The organism is Kribbella sancticallisti, from assembly GCF_039530625.1.
GTDB lineage: Bacteria > Actinomycetota > Actinomycetes > Propionibacteriales > Kribbellaceae > Kribbella > Kribbella sancticallisti.
In genome coordinates, this window is record NZ_BAAAOS010000020.1 from 77029 (window position 1) to 95874 (window position 18846).

At 68.9% G+C, this 18846-nt stretch carries 18 protein-coding genes; 7 read left to right on the forward strand and 11 right to left on the reverse strand.

Annotation, left to right across the window (positions count from 1 at the left end; genetic code table 11):
- Positions 1–157 precede the first annotated feature (157 nt).
- Together secA2 and ABD255_RS16920 are read right to left on the reverse strand one after the other, a co-directional pair.
- The gene (gene secA2, locus ABD255_RS16915; protein ID WP_344214872.1) at positions 158–2653 is read right to left on the reverse strand and encodes an accessory Sec system translocase SecA2; all 2496 of its coding nucleotides are present in this window, start codon (positions 2651–2653) and stop codon (positions 158–160) included.
- Positions 2654–2713: 60 nt separating this feature from the next.
- Positions 2714–3511 (reverse strand): GNAT family N-acetyltransferase, encoded by a 798-nt coding sequence (locus ABD255_RS16920; protein WP_344214874.1) that lies wholly within the window; start codon positions 3509–3511, stop codon positions 2714–2716.
- Between the two features lie 93 nt (positions 3512–3604).
- Between ABD255_RS16920 and ABD255_RS16925 the strand changes: the two genes are divergently transcribed.
- The 4 genes from ABD255_RS16925 (at position 3605) to ABD255_RS16940 (ending at position 6974) form a co-directional block, all read left to right on the forward strand.
- A complete protein-coding gene (locus tag ABD255_RS16925) occupies positions 3605–4210 on the forward strand; it encodes an AMIN-like domain-containing (lipo)protein (protein ID WP_344214876.1) in 606 nt (201 codons plus the stop codon).
- 102 nt (positions 4211–4312) lie between these two features.
- Positions 4313–4906: an AMIN-like domain-containing (lipo)protein gene (locus tag ABD255_RS16930; RefSeq protein WP_344214878.1), complete on the forward strand. Its 594-nt coding sequence runs from the start codon at positions 4313–4315 to the stop codon at positions 4904–4906.
- A 57-nt stretch (positions 4907–4963) separates the two neighbouring features.
- Positions 4964–5722, forward strand: a complete 759-nt coding sequence (locus tag ABD255_RS16935) for a DeoR/GlpR family DNA-binding transcription regulator (RefSeq protein WP_344214880.1) — start codon at positions 4964–4966, stop codon at positions 5720–5722.
- 67 nt (positions 5723–5789) lie between these two features.
- Complete coding sequence (locus ABD255_RS16940) at positions 5790–6974, forward strand: MFS transporter (protein ID WP_344214881.1); 1185 nt, start codon at positions 5790–5792, stop codon at positions 6972–6974.
- Positions 6975–7072: 98 nt separating this feature from the next.
- Here ABD255_RS16940 and ABD255_RS16945 read toward each other — a convergent pair whose 3' ends face one another.
- From ABD255_RS16945 to ABD255_RS16965, 5 genes are all read right to left on the reverse strand, one after another.
- Positions 7073–9100 carry a GxGYxYP domain-containing protein gene (locus ABD255_RS16945; RefSeq protein WP_344214882.1) on the reverse strand — a complete coding sequence of 676 codons (2028 nt, stop codon included), beginning with the start codon at positions 9098–9100 and terminating at the stop codon, positions 7073–7075.
- A 144-nt stretch (positions 9101–9244) separates the two neighbouring features.
- A complete protein-coding gene (locus ABD255_RS16950; protein WP_344214884.1) occupies positions 9245–9598 on the reverse strand; it encodes a GntR family transcriptional regulator in 354 nt (117 codons plus the stop codon).
- A 69-nt stretch (positions 9599–9667) separates the two neighbouring features.
- Positions 9668–10096, reverse strand: coding sequence for a VOC family protein (locus tag ABD255_RS16955; protein WP_344214886.1), 429 nt, complete (start codon positions 10094–10096; stop codon positions 9668–9670).
- Entirely contained in the window at positions 10093–10563 is a 471-nt protein-coding gene (locus tag ABD255_RS16960) for a helix-turn-helix domain-containing protein (protein ID WP_344214888.1), read from the reverse strand. Before ABD255_RS16960 ends, ABD255_RS16955 begins: the two co-directional genes overlap by 4 nt.
- Before the next feature lie 133 nt (positions 10564–10696).
- The gene (locus ABD255_RS16965; RefSeq protein ID WP_344214890.1) at positions 10697–11374 is read right to left on the reverse strand and encodes a GntR family transcriptional regulator; all 678 of its coding nucleotides are present in this window, start codon (positions 11372–11374) and stop codon (positions 10697–10699) included.
- Positions 11375–11478: 104 nt separating this feature from the next.
- On the opposite strand from ABD255_RS16965, the gene ABD255_RS16970 reads away from it, so the two are divergent.
- The 3 genes from ABD255_RS16970 to ABD255_RS16980 are packed head-to-tail and all read left to right on the forward strand — an operon-like array spanning position 11479 to position 13716.
- On the forward strand, positions 11479–12162 hold the full coding sequence (locus ABD255_RS16970) for a class I SAM-dependent methyltransferase (protein WP_344214892.1): 684 nt from the start codon (positions 11479–11481) through the stop codon (positions 12160–12162).
- Between the two features lie 40 nt (positions 12163–12202).
- Positions 12203–12826, forward strand: a complete 624-nt coding sequence (locus tag ABD255_RS16975) for an RNA polymerase sigma factor (protein WP_344214894.1) — start codon at positions 12203–12205, stop codon at positions 12824–12826.
- Positions 12823–13716 carry a hypothetical protein gene (locus ABD255_RS16980; protein WP_344214896.1) on the forward strand — a complete coding sequence of 298 codons (894 nt, stop codon included), beginning with the start codon at positions 12823–12825 and terminating at the stop codon, positions 13714–13716. The genes ABD255_RS16975 and ABD255_RS16980 overlap by 4 nt, the downstream gene beginning before the upstream one ends.
- Before the next feature lie 62 nt (positions 13717–13778).
- Here the strand turns inward: ABD255_RS16980 and ABD255_RS16985 are convergent, their stop codons facing one another.
- The 4 genes from ABD255_RS16985 to ABD255_RS17000 form a co-directional block, all read right to left on the reverse strand.
- Positions 13779–14732, reverse strand: a complete 954-nt coding sequence (locus ABD255_RS16985; RefSeq protein ID WP_344214899.1) for a glycoside hydrolase family 19 protein — start codon at positions 14730–14732, stop codon at positions 13779–13781.
- A gap of 152 nt (positions 14733–14884) precedes the next feature.
- Positions 14885–16669: an aspartate--tRNA ligase gene (aspS, locus tag ABD255_RS16990; protein ID WP_344214901.1), complete on the reverse strand. Its 1785-nt coding sequence runs from the start codon at positions 16667–16669 to the stop codon at positions 14885–14887.
- On the reverse strand, positions 16666–18000 hold the full coding sequence (gene hisS / locus ABD255_RS16995; RefSeq protein WP_344214903.1) for a histidine--tRNA ligase: 1335 nt from the start codon (positions 17998–18000) through the stop codon (positions 16666–16668). The genes aspS and hisS overlap by 4 nt, the downstream gene beginning before the upstream one ends.
- A gap of 84 nt (positions 18001–18084) precedes the next feature.
- Complete coding sequence (locus ABD255_RS17000; RefSeq protein ID WP_344214905.1) at positions 18085–18765, reverse strand: MBL fold metallo-hydrolase; 681 nt, start codon at positions 18763–18765, stop codon at positions 18085–18087.
- Positions 18766–18846: the final 81 nt, after the last annotated feature.

Sequence of the window (18846 nt, forward strand, 5' to 3'; positions counted from 1 at the left end):
TACCGGATTGTGGGTCGGCAGGCCCGGACCGAGATCACTCACCAACCTGCCGTTTCCACCCGGTAGCGCGCTCAGCCGCAGGCGACCAGCCGAGCTTGGTGAGTGGTGGCGGTCCGGGGCAAACGCACGCCGAACATCGCGAACTCCGCCTGTAGGACTAGGGCTTGTCGTTCGGCTTGCCGTCCAACTTGTCGTCGCCGGTTGCGTCCCGGAGTTCCTCGGGGAGGTCTTCGTCGAGGTCGCGGAGTTCCTCCGGGAGTTCGTCGTCGAGGTCGCGGAGTTCTTCGGGGAGGTCTTCGAACTCCTCCGCCGGGATCTCCTCGGCCTGGGCGGCCGACTGGGGCTTGATGGCGTTGCGGAGGCGGCCGAGGATCCGGTCGGCCTCGGTGCCGAAGGGGTTGTCGTTGACCAGGTAGGTCCAGGTCGCCGTGGGGCGCGGAACACCCGAGGCAGCCTCGTCGAGGCCGTCGGCGGTGATCTCGGCTTCCTTGAAGGACTCCGCCGCCGCGGTCCACGCGTCCGCGATCAACGTGTCGAACGACGCGATCGCCGACTTGTTGAACTCGTCGATCGGCTTCAGGTGCACGATGCCGCCGGCCAGCGAGCGCAGGTGGATGCCCTCCCGCAGATCGGCCAGGTACGCCAGGTGGTCCGTCCACTTCCGGTCCAGATGGTGCAGCGCGATCTTCCGCGCCGCCTCCTTCACGGTGTCCTCGCCGAGCTCCTCGACCAGTTCGTCGTAGCGCTCCTTGGAGCGTTCGGCGAGCTCCTCGGCGGCCAGGTCCTCGGTCAGCACCTTCTCCCGGGTGTCGAGCAGGATCGCCCGCTGCTGCCCGGTCAGCCGGTGGTACGACCACGTCGTACGGTGCAACTCGGCGTTGGCGCCGTCGGCAACCCGCTGGGAGTGCTCCAGCATCCCGATCGCCTTGCGGTCGGTCAGCCGGCCGTTCTCGTCCGGCGAAGGCCGCAGACCCGACGTCACGGAGTACCGGGTGACGAGTTCGTCCTCGAGGCTGGCGAAGAACAGCGAGCCGCCCGGGTCGCCCTGACGTCCGGCGCGACCGCGCAACTGGTCATCGAGCCGCCGCGACGCGTGCAGACCCGTCCCGATCACGTACAGACCGTCCAGCTCGACGGCCCGGTCCTTGTCGTGGGACTCGTCCCGGCCACCCAGCCGGATGTCCGTACCGCGACCGGCCATCTGCGTCGACACGGTCACCGTCCCCGGCACACCCGCCTCCGCGATGATCGCCGCTTCCTCAGCGTCGTTCTTCGCGTTCAGTACGACGTGCGGCACGTCCGCGGCCTCGAGCAGATCGCTGAGCTTCTCCGACTCCTCCACGCTGTGCGTGCCGATCAGGATCGGGCGGCCGGTCTCGTGTACCTCGGCGATGTGCTCGACCAGCGCCGCGTTCTTCTGCTCGATGGTCAGGTAGAGCCGGTCGGGCTCGTCCACCCGGACGTTCGGCTTGTTCGGCGGGACGACTGCCACCTCGACCTGGTAGAACTCCTCGAGCTGCTCGCCGACCACGACCGCCGTACCGGTCATGCCGCACAGCGTCGGGTAGCTGCTGACCAGCGCCTGCACGGTGATGCTGTCGAGCACCTCACCGGAGTCGCTGACCGGGACGGCCTCCTTCGCCTCGACCGCGGCCTGCAGACCGTCGGGCCAGCGCTGCAGCTTGGCGATCCGGCCGCGGTTGTTGTTGATCAGGCTGACCTTGCCGTCGCGGACCAGGTAGTCGACGTCCTTGCGCAGCAGCACCTCGGCGTGCAGCGCGACGTTGATCTGGGTCAGCCGGTCGAGGTTCTCGTCCTCGTACAGGTTGATGCCGCCGAGGTGCTCCTCGACCTTGTCCGTGCCCTTGTCGCTCAGCGCGACCGTGCGGCCGTCGCCGTCGATCTCGTAGTCGGTCCCGGCGCGCAGCGTGCGGACCAGGGCGACCACGTCGTCGTCGAGCTCCTCGGTCCGGGTCGCGCCGGCGAGCACCAGCGGCACCCGGGCCTCGTCGATCAGCACCGAGTCGGCCTCGTCGACCAGGGCGACGTCCGGCTTCACGGTGACCCGGTCGGCGACATCGTCGACCAGCCGGTCACGCAGTACGTCGAAGCCGAGCTCGCTGACCGGCGCGTAGCAGACGTCCGCCTGGTACGCCGCGCGGCGCTCCTCCGGTGTGGAGGCCTGGCCGATGTGGCTGACGGTGACTCCGAGCAGTTGGTAGACCGGGCCCATCCACTCCGCGTCACGGCGAGCAAGGTAGTCGTTCACGGCCATCACCTGGACGCGCCGGCCGCCGATCGCGTAGCCGGCGGCGGCGAACGCCCCGGCCAGCGTCTTGCCCTCACCGGTCGCCATCTCGACGATCCGGCCGCGCAGCAGCGCCAGCGCGCCGACGATCTGGCCGTCGAAGGCCCGCTCGCCGATCGCCCGCTTGCCGGCCTCGCGGGCCAGCGCGAGGAACTCGATCAGGTCGTCCTCTTCGAGCCCGCCGGTCGTGCGCATCTCGGTGACGACCTCGGTGAGCTCGTCGTCGGTGAGTTCCTGCAGCGAGTCCTCCGCCTCGCCGACCGCGGCGGTCAGCTTCTCGTACGGGCCGAGGTCGATCGAGCCGGGGCGCTGCAGGAGCCGGCGGAAGCGCGAGGTCAGTTTCATGGCCATGATCTCCGCAACGTACAGCCTCAGGCGGTCGTTCCGCTCCCCGACCCCGGTGTGTCAGACAGTGAACTCGTACGGCGTGGTGGTGGTGACCGCGTGCAGGCCGACCTTCTGCAGGATCGGGCGGGAGTCCTCCGACGCGTCGACCCGGAGGAACTCGTAGCCGCGCTCCTTCGCCATCCTCGCCCGGTGCGCCAGGATCGCGCTGTACAGGCCCTGCCGGCGCCACTCGGGCAGCGTGCCCCCACCCCACAGGCTCGCGAACCCCGTCCCCGGGTGGAACCGGATCCACGCCGCCGTGAGCGCCGGCCCGTCCGGTCCCTGCAGCGCGTCCTCGATCAGCGTCACCACCAGCCGGTCCGGGAACATCCGCGACTCGGCCGCCAGTCGCTCCTCGATCCGCTCCAGCCCGTTGTTCCACAGCGAGTTCATCAGCACGGCGATCCGGTGGAAGTCGGCCGGCTCCTCCACGTCCCGCAGCCGCACCTTCGACGGCAGCGCACCCGGCCGGGCCAGGATCGCGTCCACCTCGCCGAGGATCAGCGTCTCCGGGTCCTGCGCGACGAACCCGGCCCGGGTCAGCCGCTCGCCCAGATCCGCCGGCTCGTCGTACGCGTAGGTCTTCCACTCGAACGACAGCCCGCGGTCGCGGAAGAACTCGACCTGCCGGGCGATCACCGCGTCCGGGTCGTCGCCCAGCCCGCGCGGCGCCTCGACGAATCCGCCGCCGCCCTCGCCGTCGAGGTACGACCGGTGGACCGGTCCGTCCAGTTCCTGCTTCCAGCCGGGAATGGTGTCGGAGTCCGGCAGCCGGATCCGGCGGTGGAACACCTCGAGCAGCTCTTCAGGAGTCATCACGCGCCATCTTCTCCCCTGGGCTGTCAACCGTCACCTCCTTTAGCGCGTGTAACCAGTGGGCACCAGAAAGTAACGGAAGGGAGAACGACCATGACCAGGTTCAGCACCGTTCGACACCCCGTCCGCATCACGCTCGCCGTGCTGGCGATCGCTGCCCTCCCTGCCGGAGCCGCGGTGGCACTGCCGTCGGACGGCAGTTCTCCGCAGGTCAGCCCGGCCGCCGCCGAGCGCAGTACCGGCTGCGCGGCCGGCTGGGGCTCGTTGCCTGAGGCAAGCAAGACACCGGGCCGGGCCGCCGTGCAGAACGTCCGCACCGGCCGGCACGCCTGCTTCGACCGTCTGGTCGTCGACCTCGGCGGCAGATCCACCGGCTACCAGGTCGCCTATGTCCCCGTCGTCATCCAGGACGGGTCCGGCGCCGAGGTCCCGACCCGCGGCAACGCCGTACTGCGTATCGCCGTCGAGGCCCCCGCGTACGACGCCGCCGGCCGTCCCACGTATCGCCTGAAGAACCAGCGGGAACTCTCGAACGTCACCGGCTACGACACCTTCCGCCAAGTGGCCTGGGGCGGCAGCTTCGAAGGCCGGACGGCTCTGGCGCTCGGCGTCCGGGCCCGGCTGCCGTTCCAGACCCAGGTGATCGCCGGACCGGGCAGTTCCACCCGACTGGTGGTCGACGTGGCGCACCACTGGTGACAGCGGCGCGTGTCCGCTCGGGCACCTGAAATTACCGGCACCTCATGTCAACTCGAAACCCCCTGAGGGACGTCCAACAGTTGTCCTTGAAGGGGGGACAAAATGACCATCATCCGTACCATCCGCAAGCCGATCCGTACCGCGTTCGCCGCCTTGGCCATCGCCGCCGTTCCCGCGGCCGCGATCGCCGTTCCGGCACTCGCCGAAGGAACCAAGACGGCCTCCAGCGCCGCCACCGCATGCCCCACCGGTTGGGGCTCGCTGCCCGAAGCGAACAGCCGCTACGGCACCGCACCACTCGTCGACGTCCGCACCGGCCGGCACACCTGCTTCGACCGCCTTGTCTTCGACATCGCGGGCAAGGCACCCGGGTACTCCGCCCGCTACGTGACCAACGTGTACCAAGACGGTTCCGGCCAACTCGTCCCACTGCGAGGCGGCGCGAAACTGGAACTCGTCCTCCGCGCACCGGCCTACAACGACGCGGGCCGTTCGACCTACACCCCGGCGAACCGGCGTGAACTGACCAATGTCACCGGGTACACCACCTTCCGGCAGGTCGCCTACGCCGGAAGCTTCGAAGGCCAGACCACGGTCGGGCTCGGAGTTCGCGCCCGGTTGCCGTTCCGGGTCTTCACGCTCGCCGGTCCGGGGACGCACAGCCGGGTCGTGGTGGACGTCGCCCATTCCTGGTGACGCCGACCTGACCGAGGGGGGTTGCGACACGAACATCAGCCGTGTTCGAATGAACAGGTGAACAGTGAGGAACGGCTGAGGTTCGTTGTCGAGGAACTGGCCCGGACGGGCCGGGTCGGTGTAGCCGAACTGGCCCAGGACACCGGTACGTCGGAGATGACGATCCGGCGAGACCTGGACCTGCTGCAGAGCCAGGGCCTGGTCCGCCGAGTTCGCGGCGGCGCCGTCGGCGTCGCACTGCGCGGCGAGGTGATCCCGTTCACGCTGCGCGACAAGCAAGGCAAAGAGGTCAAGCGCCGGCTCGGCGTGGCCGTCGCCGAACTGATCAGCGACGGCGAGGCGGTTGCCCTCGACAACGGCACCACCTGTCTCGCGGTCGCCCGCGAACTGGCCGGCCGGGCGATCACGGTGATGCCGCTCTCGCTGCACTCGGCCGTGGTGCTGGGCGAGTCGGCCCGGACCAAGCTGATCATGCCCGGTGGCGAAGTCAGCTCCCCCGAACTCGCGTCGTACGGCGCGGCCGCGGAGGCCGGAGTACGGGGAATTCACTTCGACACGGCGGTTATCAGCAGTTGTGCCGCGTTGCCGGCGCACGGGCTGACCACGAACACGCTCGCGGACGCGGCGATGAAGCGGGCGTTGATCGAGTCGTCCGCGCGGGTCGTGCTGGCGATCGAGTCGGCCAAGCTCGACCGAACCGCGATGGTGACGGTCACCGGCCTGGAATCGGTCGACATCCTCGTCACCGACGCCGACGCCGACCCCGAGGCTCTCGAGTCCTACCGCGCCGCCGACGTGGAAATCCGGTTCGCGTGAGGCCCCGGACGGGCTCCGCACCGGCGACCGGCGCCACCGGCGCGCGCCGCGCGATCGGGGTGGCGGCATGACGACGACGGCTTCCAATTTGATGTCGACGCGCACGGCGGCGGTTGCTGTCGGGTTGCTGTTCGCCACCAACGGCGCGCTGATCGGTGGCGTCGGCGGCACGTTGCCCGCGTTGCGGGAGCGGCTGGACGTGAGCGCCTCCGGCCTTTCGTTGTTGCTGTTCTGCCTCGCCGCGTCGGCGGTGGTCTCGATGCAGATCGGCGGCCGGCTGGCCGACCGGATCGGCGCCCGGCCGGTCGCGCTCGTCACGCTGACCGTGCTGACGCTCGGTGTCGGCCTGCTCGCCGTCACCTCCTCGTTGCCCTGGGCAATCGTCGCGATGGTGCTGGCCGGCCTCGGCAACGGCGCGATGGACGTGGCGATGAACTCGCTCGGTGTCGAGATCGAGCAGTCGAGACCGAAGCCGATCATGAGCCGCTTCCACGCCTTCTGGAGCGTCGGCAACCTGACCGCGGCCGGCACCATCGTACTGATCGCCCGGCTGTTCGACCGCACCGGCGGCTCGAACGTCGGCCCGTCCCTCGGCACCCTCTGCCTGGCCGGCCTCGCCTCGATCGCCGTCTGCGTCCGGATCGTCCCGACCGGCCGCAGGATCGAGCACAAGACCGACGGCGTCCGTACCGCGATCCCGCGGCTGGCCTGGGCTCTCGGCCTGATGGCCTTCTGCTTCGGCCTCGCCGAGGGGACGGCCGTCGACTGGTCCTCGGTGCACGTCACCGACGTCGCCAGGATCGACCCGTCCACCGGCGCTCTCGGCCTGGTCGCCGTCAGCGGATTCATGGTGATCATCCGCTTGCTCGGCGACCAGGCGGTGGCGAAGGTCGGCCGTCGCGCGGTGGTCCGCGTCGGCGGCGTCACCGCGATCGCGGGCTACCTGGTCACGGTCCTCACCGATCCCCTGCCGCTGTTGCTGATCGGCTGGGCCCTGGTCGGACTCGGCGTCGGCCTGGTGGCTCCCCAGGTCTACGCCGTCGCGGGCCACGTCGGCGGTGGCCGCATGCTCGCCATCGTGGTGACCTTCGGCTACTCCGCCTTCCTGGTCGGCCCGGCGATCATCGGCCAACTGGTCGAACACTTCGGCGTCCAGAACGCGATGATCCTCCCGCTGGTCCTGTCCGGCTGCCTGGTCGCCGTCTCGGCCGTCCTGCCCCGCGATGACCAAGTCCAGCAGGCGAATCCGTAGCCCCCTCCGCATCCGACCAGTGTCTGAGCCGGAAGTTTCGTGCACAGCTCCGGCGCCCAGGCACGCACCTGGACACCGGCGCTGAAGCACGGAGGAAACTAGAGCACTCGGTTCAGCAGGTCGAAGAAGGTGTTGCCTAGCAGGAGTTCGTACGGCGCGGTCAAAAGCTTGGCGAGGTCGGCGACGTCGGACGGCGTCCAGGACCAGGCGTTGATGGCGCCGGCGATGAACAGTGGGGACTTGCCGTCCCACTCAGCAATGTGAGCGTCCAGAGCGGCCTTGTACTCCGCGGCCTTGCCGGGCGGGGAGAAGTTCCCGATCACCGGGAGGCCGCCGCGGCGTACCAGGAGGTCGCCGCCTTCCCAGGACTGGATGATCCCTCGCAGCGGCGTGTGGTCGGCGTACGAGCGGCCGATCTCCTCCGAGAACGGGACCCACCTGTCGTCCACCCGGTGGTTGTAGGCATAGACCAGGTCCATGCCAGTGCTGCGCATGTACCGCCCCGACAGCTTCATGTACTCGTCTACCTGGTCGGCAGGCCAGGCTCCCGGGTACGTGTAGCCGGCTCCGGACGGGCCGCAGACCAGCAGGTCGTTCTTCGTGGCCGTGCGCTGGTAGTGGCTCAACAGGCTGGGCCCGATGTCCGCGAGCAGAGGGCTGACGGTCCAGTTGACCGGAGCCTCACCGCGCCGCGGGTCGTCCCACAGGTCGCGCATGTGCCGCTGGCAGTACTGCACGTTGTCGCCTTCGCCGAAGGTCAACGTCAGGTAGACCTTGTTCTTCGGCTGGATCGGCGTGAACTTGCGGACCTTGTCGGAAATCGGCGCGGAGACCCCGGAGAGCACGGTGCCGTTCATGTAGAAGTCCGCCGGCAGTACTTCGGAACCGCCCTGCGCGGCCAGGTCGACGCCACTCCACTCCCCCGCGACGTCGTTCGAGAACCACCCGGCGTACGGCGTCGTCGGTCCGACCTTGGCGAAGTGCTCCTTCAGCAACTCACCCGTCGGGCCGTTCGGCGGGAGCCAGCTGACGAGCGCCTTGGTGGCGACCACGTAGTCCCGGAAGTACGGGAACGGTTCGACCCGGGTGGGCGCGGTGTCGGTGGCCGTGACGAGGTACTGGTTCCACATCTCCACCGTGACCGTCAGCGAGGTGGTCCCGGCCGGTGGCGTGAACTTGTAGATGAAGTAGCCACCGCCGTCGCTGAAGCGGTTCCCCTCGCCACCGATCGACGAGTTCAGCCCGTCGAAGAGGTACGGCGTCTCGGCGTCCGTGCCGGGCTTGAAGTTGGCGATCTCCACACCGTCGGCCTTCGCCGACACCGACAAGACCGAGGGACCCCAGCCGTCGTCGCCGAAGGAGTCCTGGAAGCGGACGTACACCGCTTCCTGACCGAGCGCCGGCGAGACGTCGAGCGTGTACATCCCGCGGTTGGACGAGTCGCGGATCTGCCGGGTCTCGCGGGCGATCTCCTTCCAGGTCAGCCCTTCGGCCTGGACCACCATCGTCGGCGGCAACCCGGCGAGCAGTTGGTGCGTGCAGCGGGGGAACAGGTTCTCCAACTGCCAGCGGTACGTCTTCACCCGGTCGTCGTCGAACTTGCCGCGCAGGTCCTGGACGATCCGCAACCCGTGCGCCTTCGCCTGCGCGGCATCGGCGACCACTGCGTTCTCCAGGCCCGCAAGGGTCGTCGCCACGTTGAGGGAGTCCGGCACGTCCGGGTCGTGGATGATCGCGCCCCGGATGCGATGCCGGTACTTCGCGACCAGCGCGAGCGGGTCCGCGTACCGGGTGGTCGGCAGCCGGGTGTCCCGGAGCCAGCGCGCGTCGACGCCGTCGGAGCCACCCTCGGCGAACAGGAAGTACAACTCGGGACTGCTGCGATTGACGACACCCTGCAAGGTGGTGAGCAGGGTCTGGTCGCCACCGCTGAGCTTGCTCACATCTCCGTAGTGCAAGTGTTGCGGTCTTCCGAAGGCCGGTAGCAGCCGGCCCGCGGACCCGGCCGGCGCAGTACCGGCTTGTGGACCGCTTCCGGTGGCAGCCGCGGGCAGGCCCTGGAAGATCCCCAGGCCGCCTGCCGTGAGCGCGCCGCTGCCCGCCAGGAACGTTCGTCTCGATACCATCGTGACCACTCCCCTGTCGTTGACATCGCTGTCAAATCACGGGGAGATTAACCAGCATCACGGCGCGTGTCGATAGCTCGGACAACGTTGTCCGCAAATTGCTTGGAATCGTTTCCGTTCACGACCTCTCAGGACCGCGCCGCGCTACCACGCGTCGTGCAGCACCCGGGTGGCCTCGGCAACGCTGAGGCCGGCCCGGCGGGCGGCCCGGGCGAAGACCGTCGCCGCCGCTCGGGTCTCCTCGTCGTCCACCTGACTGCGAGCCGCCAGGACGAAGGTCCCGTTCCGCCCGCGCGTCTCGACCAACCGGTCCGCTTCGAGTTCCTTGTACGCCCGGGCCACGGTGTTCACCGCCAGCCCGACGTCGCCGGCCACCTGCCGCACGGTCGGCAGCCGCGTCCCCTGGGCGAGTTCACCGCTCCGGATCAACTGCTCGATCTGCTGCTTCACCTGCTCGTACGGCGGCCGGGAGTCGGCCGGATCCACCGAAATGCTCATCTCCACCACGACTGGCTCCCCTCGATTCTTTGTCTCAATTGTATTGACACAAAGAGTCGAGGAGGACGGTCAGTCGAAATCCGCCGCGCTGTAGGGCTTCTGCTCGACCAGGACCAGCCAGTTGCCGGAGTTGTCGCGCAGCACCGCCTCGACGCCGTACGGGCGGTCGGAGGGTTGCTGGATGTACTCGACGCCCTTGGCGACCAGTTCGTCGAAGGTCTTGCGGCAGTTGTCGGTCCGCAGGCCAACGCCGTGCATCATCCCCTTCGCCATGATCCGGCGGATCGACGCGGCCGACTCCTCGTCCATCGGCGGCCCGGGAATCATCAGCGCGAGCTCCAACTCCGGGTGGTCGGCCTGGTGGACGGTGCACCAGCGGAACTCCGGGCTCAGGGTGATGTCGTTCTTGAGCACGAAGCCCAGCGTGTCGGTGTAGAAAGCCTTGGCCTCGTCGATGTCGTTCACGTAGACGGTGACCAGGTGGACGTTCGTGATCATGGTTGCTCCTCCTCATCGCTGCTGTCGGTTCGACCGTAGGCGGAGCCGGACCCTGGATGCTTCTCCGGAATTGCTGAGTTCAGTCCGAGCATGAAGACGAAGCAGCCGGGGATCCTCGCGCCGGCCTGGGTCCGCTGGTACTCCGACGGGCTCATCCCGACCAGTTCGGTGAACCGCTGCGAGAACGACCCGAGACTGCTGTAGCCGACCAGCCCGCAGACCTCGGTGACGGTCAGGTTGGTCGCGCGCAGCAGATCGGTGGCCCGCTCGATCCGCCGGCGGGTCACGTACTGCATCGGCGTCTCGCCGTACTCAGCGGCGAAACACCGCAGGAAGTGGTACTTCGAGACGCCCGCCGCCGCGGCCAGCCCGGTCAGGTCGAGCGGCTCCGCGTAGTGGCGATCGGCGACGTCCCGGGCGCGGCGCAGGTGCGGCAGCAGCTCGACCGGGACCTGGATCGTCGTCACCTTTCGACTTTCCCACATCCCACCGACCACCGGGGACGAGGCATTTTGTATACGGCGGGCCGACCTGCCAGATCCTTCGGCGGGCGTTCGGCGGGCGTTCGGCGGGTCCGAGACGTCAGGCGGGTCCGAGACGTCAGGCGGGTTCGAGCCGCGGGCGCAGCGAGTTGCGGACGCTGAGGACATGGTGCCGGGCGGCGGCCTCGGCCAGGTCCGCGTCGCCGGCCTCGATCGCCGCGATCAGGCCGTGGTGCTCCGACCAGGCCGACGGCGTCTGCAACTGCGAGTTCTGCCGCAGCAGCCACTGACCGCGCTTCACCATCGGGATGGCGATCGCGATCAGGTAGTCGTTGCGGCTCATCTCGAAGATCAGCGAGTGCAGTTCGGTGTGCAGCGTCGCGAGCGTGTCTCGATCCTGCTCAGGGCCGGAATCGTTGACCAGGCCGAGAATCGCCCAGGCGCGGGCGAGCAGTTCGGTGTTGGGCTCCTCGGCGGAGGCCGCGGCTGCCAGCCGGGCGCCGAGCGGTTCCAGCGCGAGCCGGACGTGGAAGAGGTCATCGGCCTGCCGCACCGACAGCTTGGCCACGAACGCGCCTCGGCGGGACACGACGTCGAGGAATCCCTCGGCCTCGAGCACCCGCATCGCCTCGCGGATCGGGTTCCGGGAGACGCCCAGTTGCTGCGCCAGCCGGTCCTCCACCAGCCGCTCCCCCGGCGGCAATGAGCCGTCCAGGATCAGCCGCCTCAGCTCCGCCGCGACGACGTCGCGCAGCGGCAGATGGCTGTCCCCCACGAGGACCGAGTTCGAGGTCACCCGGTTCATCGTATACGAGCGGCCTCCACCCGCAGAGCGGTTCGAACTTTCGGTCTGGGGCGAAGGTCTGGACTCTCGAGCGGCTGCTGGCGAGGGTCTGAAGCATGGTGAACGAACAGCGAGTCGGCCAGGGCGGCACCGGACCGGGCGTAATCAGCCCGGACGGCAGCCCGATCGAGCTGTACCTGCAGGCGGAGGCCCGGGGCGAGGACCAGCTGATCAACGCCGCGATCGCGCCTCGCAGCAGCATTCTCGAGCTTGGGTGCGGCACTGGGCGGATCACCCGGCCCCTGGTCGCTCTCGGCCACCAGGTCCTGGCCGTCGACGAATCCGCCGACATGGTCGCGCAGATCACCGAGACGGAGACTCTCTGCTCAACGATCGAGGACCTCCGGCTGGACCGCCGGTTCGACCTGGTGCTGATGATGTCGTACCTGATCAACGTGCCGGACGACGAAGCCCGTCAGCGGCTGCTCGACACCTGCGCGTGGCACGTGAAGCCCGATGGCCTCGTGCTCCTGCAGCAGCACGACCGGCAGTCGTTCGCGCAGCCCGTAGTACGGGAGAGGGAGCACCGGCGGCTGGAGGTCTCCGACGTCGAGCAACTGCCCGGGGACCGGCAGGCCGCGACCATGACCCACACGGTCGGCGACCAGAGCTGGTCTCAGCGCATCCTGGTCCAGAACCTCAGCGAAGCCCAGCTCGTCGGCGCCCTGCGCGCCTCCGGACTCGAGCTGATGGACTATCTGACCCCTGATCGGGGCTGGATCCGGGCCCGCCCTGCCTGACGCTCGGCAACCCGGCGGGGACCTACGGACCCTGTTAAGTATGACCATGACCTCGAGGCGGCCGGACAAGCCGCCTCCTGCCGTGCCACCGGATCCCTCCGACCACGATCTGTGGGACGCCTTGCGCCGCTGTGAACCGGCGGCACTCGGCGAGCTGTTCAGCCGGTACTCCGGGGTCGTGCACGCGTACGCGGTTCGTCATACGGGGTCCTACGGGTCCGCGGACGACGCGGTACAGGCGACCTTCATCACGGCGTGGCGGCAGTTCACCCGGTCAGACCCGGGGCCGCTCGTCCACGACACCGCGCGGGCGTGGTTGCTGGCGATCGCGCGCAACGAACTCCGCAACACCACCCGGGCCAGGCGACGACTCGCACAGTTCGTCAGCCGCCAGCCGATGCCGCTGAACCACCCGGACCACGCCGAGACCGTCGCTGCCCGGGTCGACTCGGAGAAGCAGATCCAGGCGATCCGGGCTGCCTTGAAACGGCTCCCCGCGCACGAACGCGAGACGGTCGAGCTCGTGTACTGGGCGGAGCTACCGCTCGCCGAGGCGGCCGCGGTACTGGGTGTCGCCGAGGGGACCGTGAAGGCGCGGCTCTCCCGCGCCCGGCGCCGATTGCCAGCCCTGCTTGACCAAACCGGACCGGAGGAGGCCCGATGAATCTCACCACCCCACCCCCGGTCGAAGACCTCGACCCGGACTACGCGGAACGGATCCGGACCGAACTGGTGAAGAACGCCCGACGGAGCGAGCGGAAGCGTTCCATGTGGGTGCCGGTGCTCGCTGCCGCCTGCGGAATCGGCGTCATCACCACCGGCGTGGTCCTACTGGCCGAGTCAGGAAACGGTCCAGCCGACCTCCCGGCAGCCACCCCGCCGACCTCCTCCCCCAGCCCCGCCGAAGTACAGAAGGTGCCCGCCGGCGGGTCGCCACGAGTGTCGCTCGACCTGGGCCCCGCCTCCGCCGACGACGCCAGGGAAGCTGCCCGGAAGTGCCTTGCCCATCGCGAGGGCGGCAACGGCGCACCGAGCTCGGCTGTGCCTGCCGACGCCGAGACCGCCACGGTCCACCAGGCGCGCTGGCTGAAGCTGCTGCCGGGCGAGGGCGGAGAGCTGCGTCCGGCCAAGGACAGGATGCTCGCGCAGACCCTCACCACGCAGAAGGGCGTCTGGGCCCAATGTCTCGACTCAGAGCTCTACCAGGTGTTCGACCCGGCCGTGGCGGGGATCCCGTTCGAGAAGAGCATGGTTCTCAACGCGGCCGAGCCGATCAACGGGCAGTGGACGATCTCGGAGATTCCGGACGGACGGTCCACCCTGCTCTTCGCCGCCTTCAGCTTCGTCACCATGCCCGACGTGGCCAGGGTCGAGGTGAGGATCCGGTGGACCGGTGGCGCCTCGCCCTGGTACGGCGTACCGGTGGCTGCCGGCGGCGGGTACGTCGCGGCGTCGCAGCCCGGCGCGGTCAACAAACGCCGAGCGATGGAGATCGACTTCCGCACCTTCGACAAAGCCGGTCGGCAGACCTTCAGCGGCATCGAGTACGGGTAGCCGAAAGCTGCCGGCCGGACCTCCCTGGGGGCGGTCCGGCCGGCGATTCGGCTGAGGAGGGGTCAGCCGAGGGCGCCCGGGGTCTGGCCGAGGGCGTCGAACTGGGCGCGGGTGAGCTTGCTGGTGTCACCGGCGTAGGCCGCAGGGCGGGTGCAGATGATGCCGCCCGGCACGGAGCCGGTGAGGTAGCGGATCGCGTTCTTGAAGGAGTCGCAGCGGCGCTGGTCCTCTGCTCCCGCCGGGTAGCCGATCGCGGCGTTCACCTTGCCCATGTTGAGAGCGTCGGCCATCGGATTGATGTTGCGGGCAACGGTCCAGTACCAGCGGGCGATCGGTGCGCTCCACTGCAACGACCGCGCGAGCTCGGGGTTGCCGAGCAGGTCGATGCCGAAGTACCGGCCGGCTGGGCCGTAGTTGAAGTCGCCCGTGAGCTGGATGTAGCCGCGACCGCCGTACAGGCGGGTGTCGCCGATCTCGCGGATGTTGTACTCCAGCCGCGACTCGTGCACCAACGTCGCGAGGAAGGCCGCCTTGCGGTACGGCGTATTGATGTTGGCGTCCCGCATCGCCTGATTGAGCGACGGGAGTCCCGTTTGCACCAGGCTCGGGTTGGCGATCCGGGTGCCGAACATCGCCTGTACGTCGGCCAGGGTGACGTCGTCGGCCGGTGGCTCGGGGTCCGGCGGGCAGTCCGGTACGCCAGGGAGTTTGGTGCCTGGGGTGTTGATGTAGCCGACGGTCGCGTAGCCGCCGTGGGCCGGAAGGTGCGCCCACCAGGTGGTCGCTGCGCGGCCCGGCACGGTGACCGAGTCACCGGACTTCTGGCAGTCGACCTCGACCGAGGTCGGGCCGGGCAGCACCTTGATCACCGACGCGGACAGGATGGCGTCGGATCGGATGTTGAGGTTGGCGGCGGTGGTCTGAAAGGCCACGGCATGCGCCGGTGTGGCAGCAACCAAACTGGTCGCCACCACCCCGGCCACAGCCAGAGCGGACGTGAACGCGCGCTTGAACATGGCAACTCCTGGGGCGGAGGGGCGAGAGCGCAACCCTCCCACCACCACCGCCCCGTTGCTCAAGTACGCAACAGCAACCCCGGCAAGCTCACAGCCTCATCCCACACCTGCGAGCTTGCCCGGCCCGCGCCAACGGACGTCGGCCGGCGGCCTCAGGCCTTGGCGTCTTCCTTCGGTTCCGGCTTGGCGTCGACGCCGGCTTCCTTGCGTTGTTCCGGGGTGATCGGCGCCGGCGCCGCCGTCAGCGGGTCGAACCCGCCACCCGACTTCGGGAACGCGATCACATCGCGGATCGACTCCGTGCCGGCCAGCAACGCCGTGATCCGGTCCCACCCGAACGCGATCCCACCATGCGGCGGCGCACCGAACTTGAACGCGTCGAGCAGGAAGCCGAACTTCTCGCTCGCCTCCTCGTCCGACAGCCCCATCACCGTGAAGACCCGCTTCTGCACGTCCTCGCGGTGGATACGGATCGACCCGCCACCGATCTCGTTGCCGTTGCAGACAATGTCGTACGCGTACGCCAGCGCGCTGCCAGGATCGGTGTCGAAGGTGTCCAGCGAGTCCGGCTTCGGCGAGGTGAACGCGTGGTGCACCGCGGTCCACGCGCCCGACCCGACGGCGACGTCACCAGCGGCGGTGGCGTCGTCGGCCGGCTCGAACAGCGGCGCGTCGACGACCCACACGAACGACCAGGTGGACTCGTCGATCAGCCCGCCACGACGGCCGATCTCCAGCCGCGCCGCGCCGAGCAGCGACCGCGACGACTTGACCGCACCGGCGGCGAAGAAGACGCAGTCGCCCGGCTTCGCACCGACGTGATCGGCCAGCCCGGCGCGCTCCTGCTCGGACAGGTTCTTGGCGACCGGGCCGCCGAGCTCCCCGTCCTGACCGACCAGCACGTACGCGAGACCGCGCGCACCCCGCTGCTTGGCCCAGTCCTGCCACGCGTCCAACTGCTTGCGCGGCTGGTCGGCGCCACCCGGCATCACGACGGCACCGACGTACTGCGCCTGGAACACCCGGAACGGGGTGTCCTTGAAGTAGTCCGTGCACTCGACCAGTTCGAGGCCCATCCGCAGGTCCGGCTTGTCGCTGCCGAACCGCGCCATCGCCTCGGCGTACGTCATCCGCTGGATCGGCGTCTGGATCTCGTGCCCGGCGAGCTTCCACAGCTCGGTCAGGACCTCCTCGGACAGCGCGATGATGTCGTCCTGGTCGACGAAGCTCATCTCGATGTCGAGTTGGGTGAACTCCGGCTGCCGGTCGGCGCGGAAGTCCTCGTCGCGGTAGCAGCGCGCGATCTGGAAGTAGCGCTCCATTCCGGCCACCATCAGCAACTGCTTGAACAGTTGCGGCGACTGCGGCAACGCGTACCACGACCCCGGCTGCAGGCGGGCCGGGACAAGGAAGTCACGGGCGCCTTCCGGCGTGGACTTGGTCAGCGTCGGGGTCTCGATCTCGACGAAGTCGTGCTTGTCCAGCACGGTGCGCGCGGCCTGGTTCACCTTGCTGCGCAGCCGAAGCGCCGCGCCCGGACCCTGCCGGCGCAGGTCGAGGTAGCGGTACTTCAGCCGCACCTCCTCGTTCACCGGGGTGGCGTGGTGCTCCTCGACCGGGAACGGCAGCGGCGCGGCCTCGTTCAGTACGTCGACCTCGGTGGCGATGATCTCGATCTCGCCGGTCGGCAGGTTCGGGTTCGCGTTGCCCTCCGGCCGCGCGTTCACCTCGCCGACGATCTTCAGGCAGAACTCGGCGCGCAGCGGGTGCGCGATCTCCTCGTCCCGGATGACGACCTGGACGGTGCCGCTGGAGTCACGCAGGTCGATGAACGCCACGCCGCCGTGATCACGCCGCCGCGCCACCCAGCCCGCCAGGGTGACGGTCTGCCCGGTGTGCTCGGCGCGCAGCGAGCCTGCGGAATGGGTACGGATCACGAGTTCTCCTCCAGCGTTTCGATGCTTGGTCGTACGTCGTGCGCGGGCGGCGTCCAGGCGGCCGGATCGGCCGGGACCTGCTCGCCGCTGCGGATGTCCTTGACCTCGGGTCCGCTGTCGGTGCTGAACCAGACGAACGGGATGCCCCGGCGATCCGCGAACTTGATCTGCTTGCCGAACTTGGCCGCCGCGGGCGCCACCTCGGTCGGAATCCCGCGCGCGCGCAGGGCGGCCGCAGTACGCATGGCGTCGTTGCGCTCTTCTTCGTTGTTCAAGGCAACCAGTACTGCGGTCGGCGTCTTGCGCGATCCCTTGACCAGGCCGAGGCTCACCAGCCGGTGCACCAGCCGGGAGACACCGATGGAGATCCCGACACCCGGGTACGTCGTCTTGCCGTCGGAAGCGAGCGCGTCGTACCGGCCGCCACCGCCGACGGAGCCGAACGACTCCTGACCGATCAGGTAGATCTCGTAGACCGCGCCGGTGTAGTAGTCCAGCCCGCGGGCGATCCGGAGATCGGCCATCAGCAGCCCCGGAGCGTGCTCGGCCGCGGCCGACATCACCTGGCTCAACTGCTCCAGGCCCTCGTCGAGGGTCTCGTGCTCGACCCCGAGCGCCCGGACCTTCTCCACGAACGACGTGTCCGTGCTGGAGATGTCCGCGAGCTGGACCGCGAGCCGGGCCTGCTTGTCGGTGGCGCCGGCCTCGACCAGGCGCTCGACCACCTTGTCCGGGCCGATCTTGTCGATCTTGTCGACGATCCGCAGCACGGTGGTCACGTCGTCCAGGCCGAGCCCGCGGTAGAACCCCTCGGGGATCTTGCGGTTGTTCACCTTGATGACGAACTCCGGCACCGGCAGCTTGCTCAGCGCCTCGGCGATCACCAGCGCCAGTTCGACCTCGTAGTGGTTCGGCAGCTCACCGCTGTCGACCACGTCGATGTCGGCCTGGGTGAACTCGCGGTACCGGCCCTCCTGCGGGCGTTCGCCACGCCAGACCTTCTGGATCTGGTACCGCCGGAACGGGAAGGTCAGCTTGCCGGCGTGCTCCAGCACGTACCGCGCGAACGGGACCGTCAGGTCGAAGTGCAACCCGAGCCCGGGGCCCTCGTCGTCAGCGGCCGCCGCCAGCCGCCGTACGCCGTAGATCTCCTTGTCCGCGTCCTCGCCCTGGTTCGACAGCCGCTCGACCGGCTCCACCGCACGGGTCTCCACCGACGCGAAACCGTGCAGCTCGAACGTCTCCCGGATCGTGTCGAGGAACTGCTGCTCGACGATCCGGTCCGACGGGAGAAACTCCGGGAACCCACTGATAGGGGTCACCTTGCTCATCGACGTCCTCGCTTCGCTCCGGGCGCCGATGAGGCACAAGTTGCACTGTATTGAATGACGCCCTCGCGTTGCTCGGTCATTTTCTTAAGTCTCCAGGTCCTGCAAATAAGGGTTGGTCGCCTTTTCCCGGCCGATCGTGGTCTGGCCACCATGACCCGGCAGGACGACGATCTCGTCGCGCATCGGCAGGATCTTGGTGGCCAACGTATGCAGCATGGTCGGATGGTCGCCGCCAGGCAGATCCGTCCGGCCGATCGACCCGGCGAACAACACGTCACCGGAGAAAAGCACCGCGGGCACCTCTTCGGGCCCGAGGTACGGCGTGGTGAAGGTGACCGAGCCGCGGGTGTGCCCCGGGGTGTGGTCGACAGTGAAGCGCAGGCCCGCGAGCTCCAGATTCTGGCCGTCCTTGAGCTCCTGGACGTCGTCAGGCTCGGCGAACGTGTGGTTGCCGCCTAGCAGCATCCGGGCACTCTCCGCGCTGATCCCGGCCATCGGGTCGCTCAGCAGGTGCCGGTCGTCGGCGTGGATCCAGGCGGTGCTGTCGTACGTGCCGCAGACGGGCAGTACCGAGAACATGTGGTCGATGTGGCCGTGCGTGAGCAGGACCGCGACCGGCTTCAGCTTGTTCTCCTGGACCACCTGCTCGACCCCCGAGGTGGCGTCCTGTCCGGGGTCGATGACGATGCACTCCGCGCCCTGGCCGGTGGCGACGACGTAACAGTTCGTGCCCCACGAACCCGCGGGGAACCCGGCGATGAGCACGACAGACCTTCCTGGAACGGTTCGGGACCACCCAAGGCTACCGGTCACGCAGTACGGGGATCGAACCGGAGTACCCGCGAT

Bases quoted from the DNA above. Each gene is read 5' to 3' on its own strand.
- secA2 (WP_344214872.1), bottom strand. From the start codon at position 2,653: ATGAAACTGACCTCGCGCTTCCGCCGGCTCCTGCAGCGCCCCGGCTCG.
- ABD255_RS16920 (WP_344214874.1), bottom strand. From the start codon at position 3,511: ATGACTCCTGAAGAGCTGCTCGAGGTGTTCCACCGCCGGATCCGGCTG.
- ABD255_RS16925 (WP_344214876.1), top strand. From the start codon at position 3,605: ATGACCAGGTTCAGCACCGTTCGACACCCCGTCCGCATCACGCTCGCC.
- ABD255_RS16930 (WP_344214878.1), top strand. From the start codon at position 4,313: ATGACCATCATCCGTACCATCCGCAAGCCGATCCGTACCGCGTTCGCC.
- ABD255_RS16940 (WP_344214881.1), top strand. From the start codon at position 5,790: ATGACGACGACGGCTTCCAATTTGATGTCGACGCGCACGGCGGCGGTT.
- ABD255_RS16945 (WP_344214882.1), bottom strand. From the start codon at position 9,100: ATGGTATCGAGACGAACGTTCCTGGCGGGCAGCGGCGCGCTCACGGCA.
- ABD255_RS16950 (WP_344214884.1), bottom strand. From the start codon at position 9,598: ATGAGCATTTCGGTGGATCCGGCCGACTCCCGGCCGCCGTACGAGCAG.
- ABD255_RS16955 (WP_344214886.1), bottom strand. From the start codon at position 10,096: ATGATCACGAACGTCCACCTGGTCACCGTCTACGTGAACGACATCGAC.
- ABD255_RS16970 (WP_344214892.1), top strand. From the start codon at position 11,479: ATGGTGAACGAACAGCGAGTCGGCCAGGGCGGCACCGGACCGGGCGTA.
- ABD255_RS16975 (WP_344214894.1), top strand. From the start codon at position 12,203: ATGACCATGACCTCGAGGCGGCCGGACAAGCCGCCTCCTGCCGTGCCA.
- ABD255_RS16980 (WP_344214896.1), top strand. From the start codon at position 12,823: ATGAATCTCACCACCCCACCCCCGGTCGAAGACCTCGACCCGGACTAC.
- ABD255_RS16985 (WP_344214899.1), bottom strand. From the start codon at position 14,732: ATGTTCAAGCGCGCGTTCACGTCCGCTCTGGCTGTGGCCGGGGTGGTG.
- hisS (WP_344214903.1), bottom strand. From the start codon at position 18,000: ATGAGCAAGGTGACCCCTATCAGTGGGTTCCCGGAGTTTCTCCCGTCG.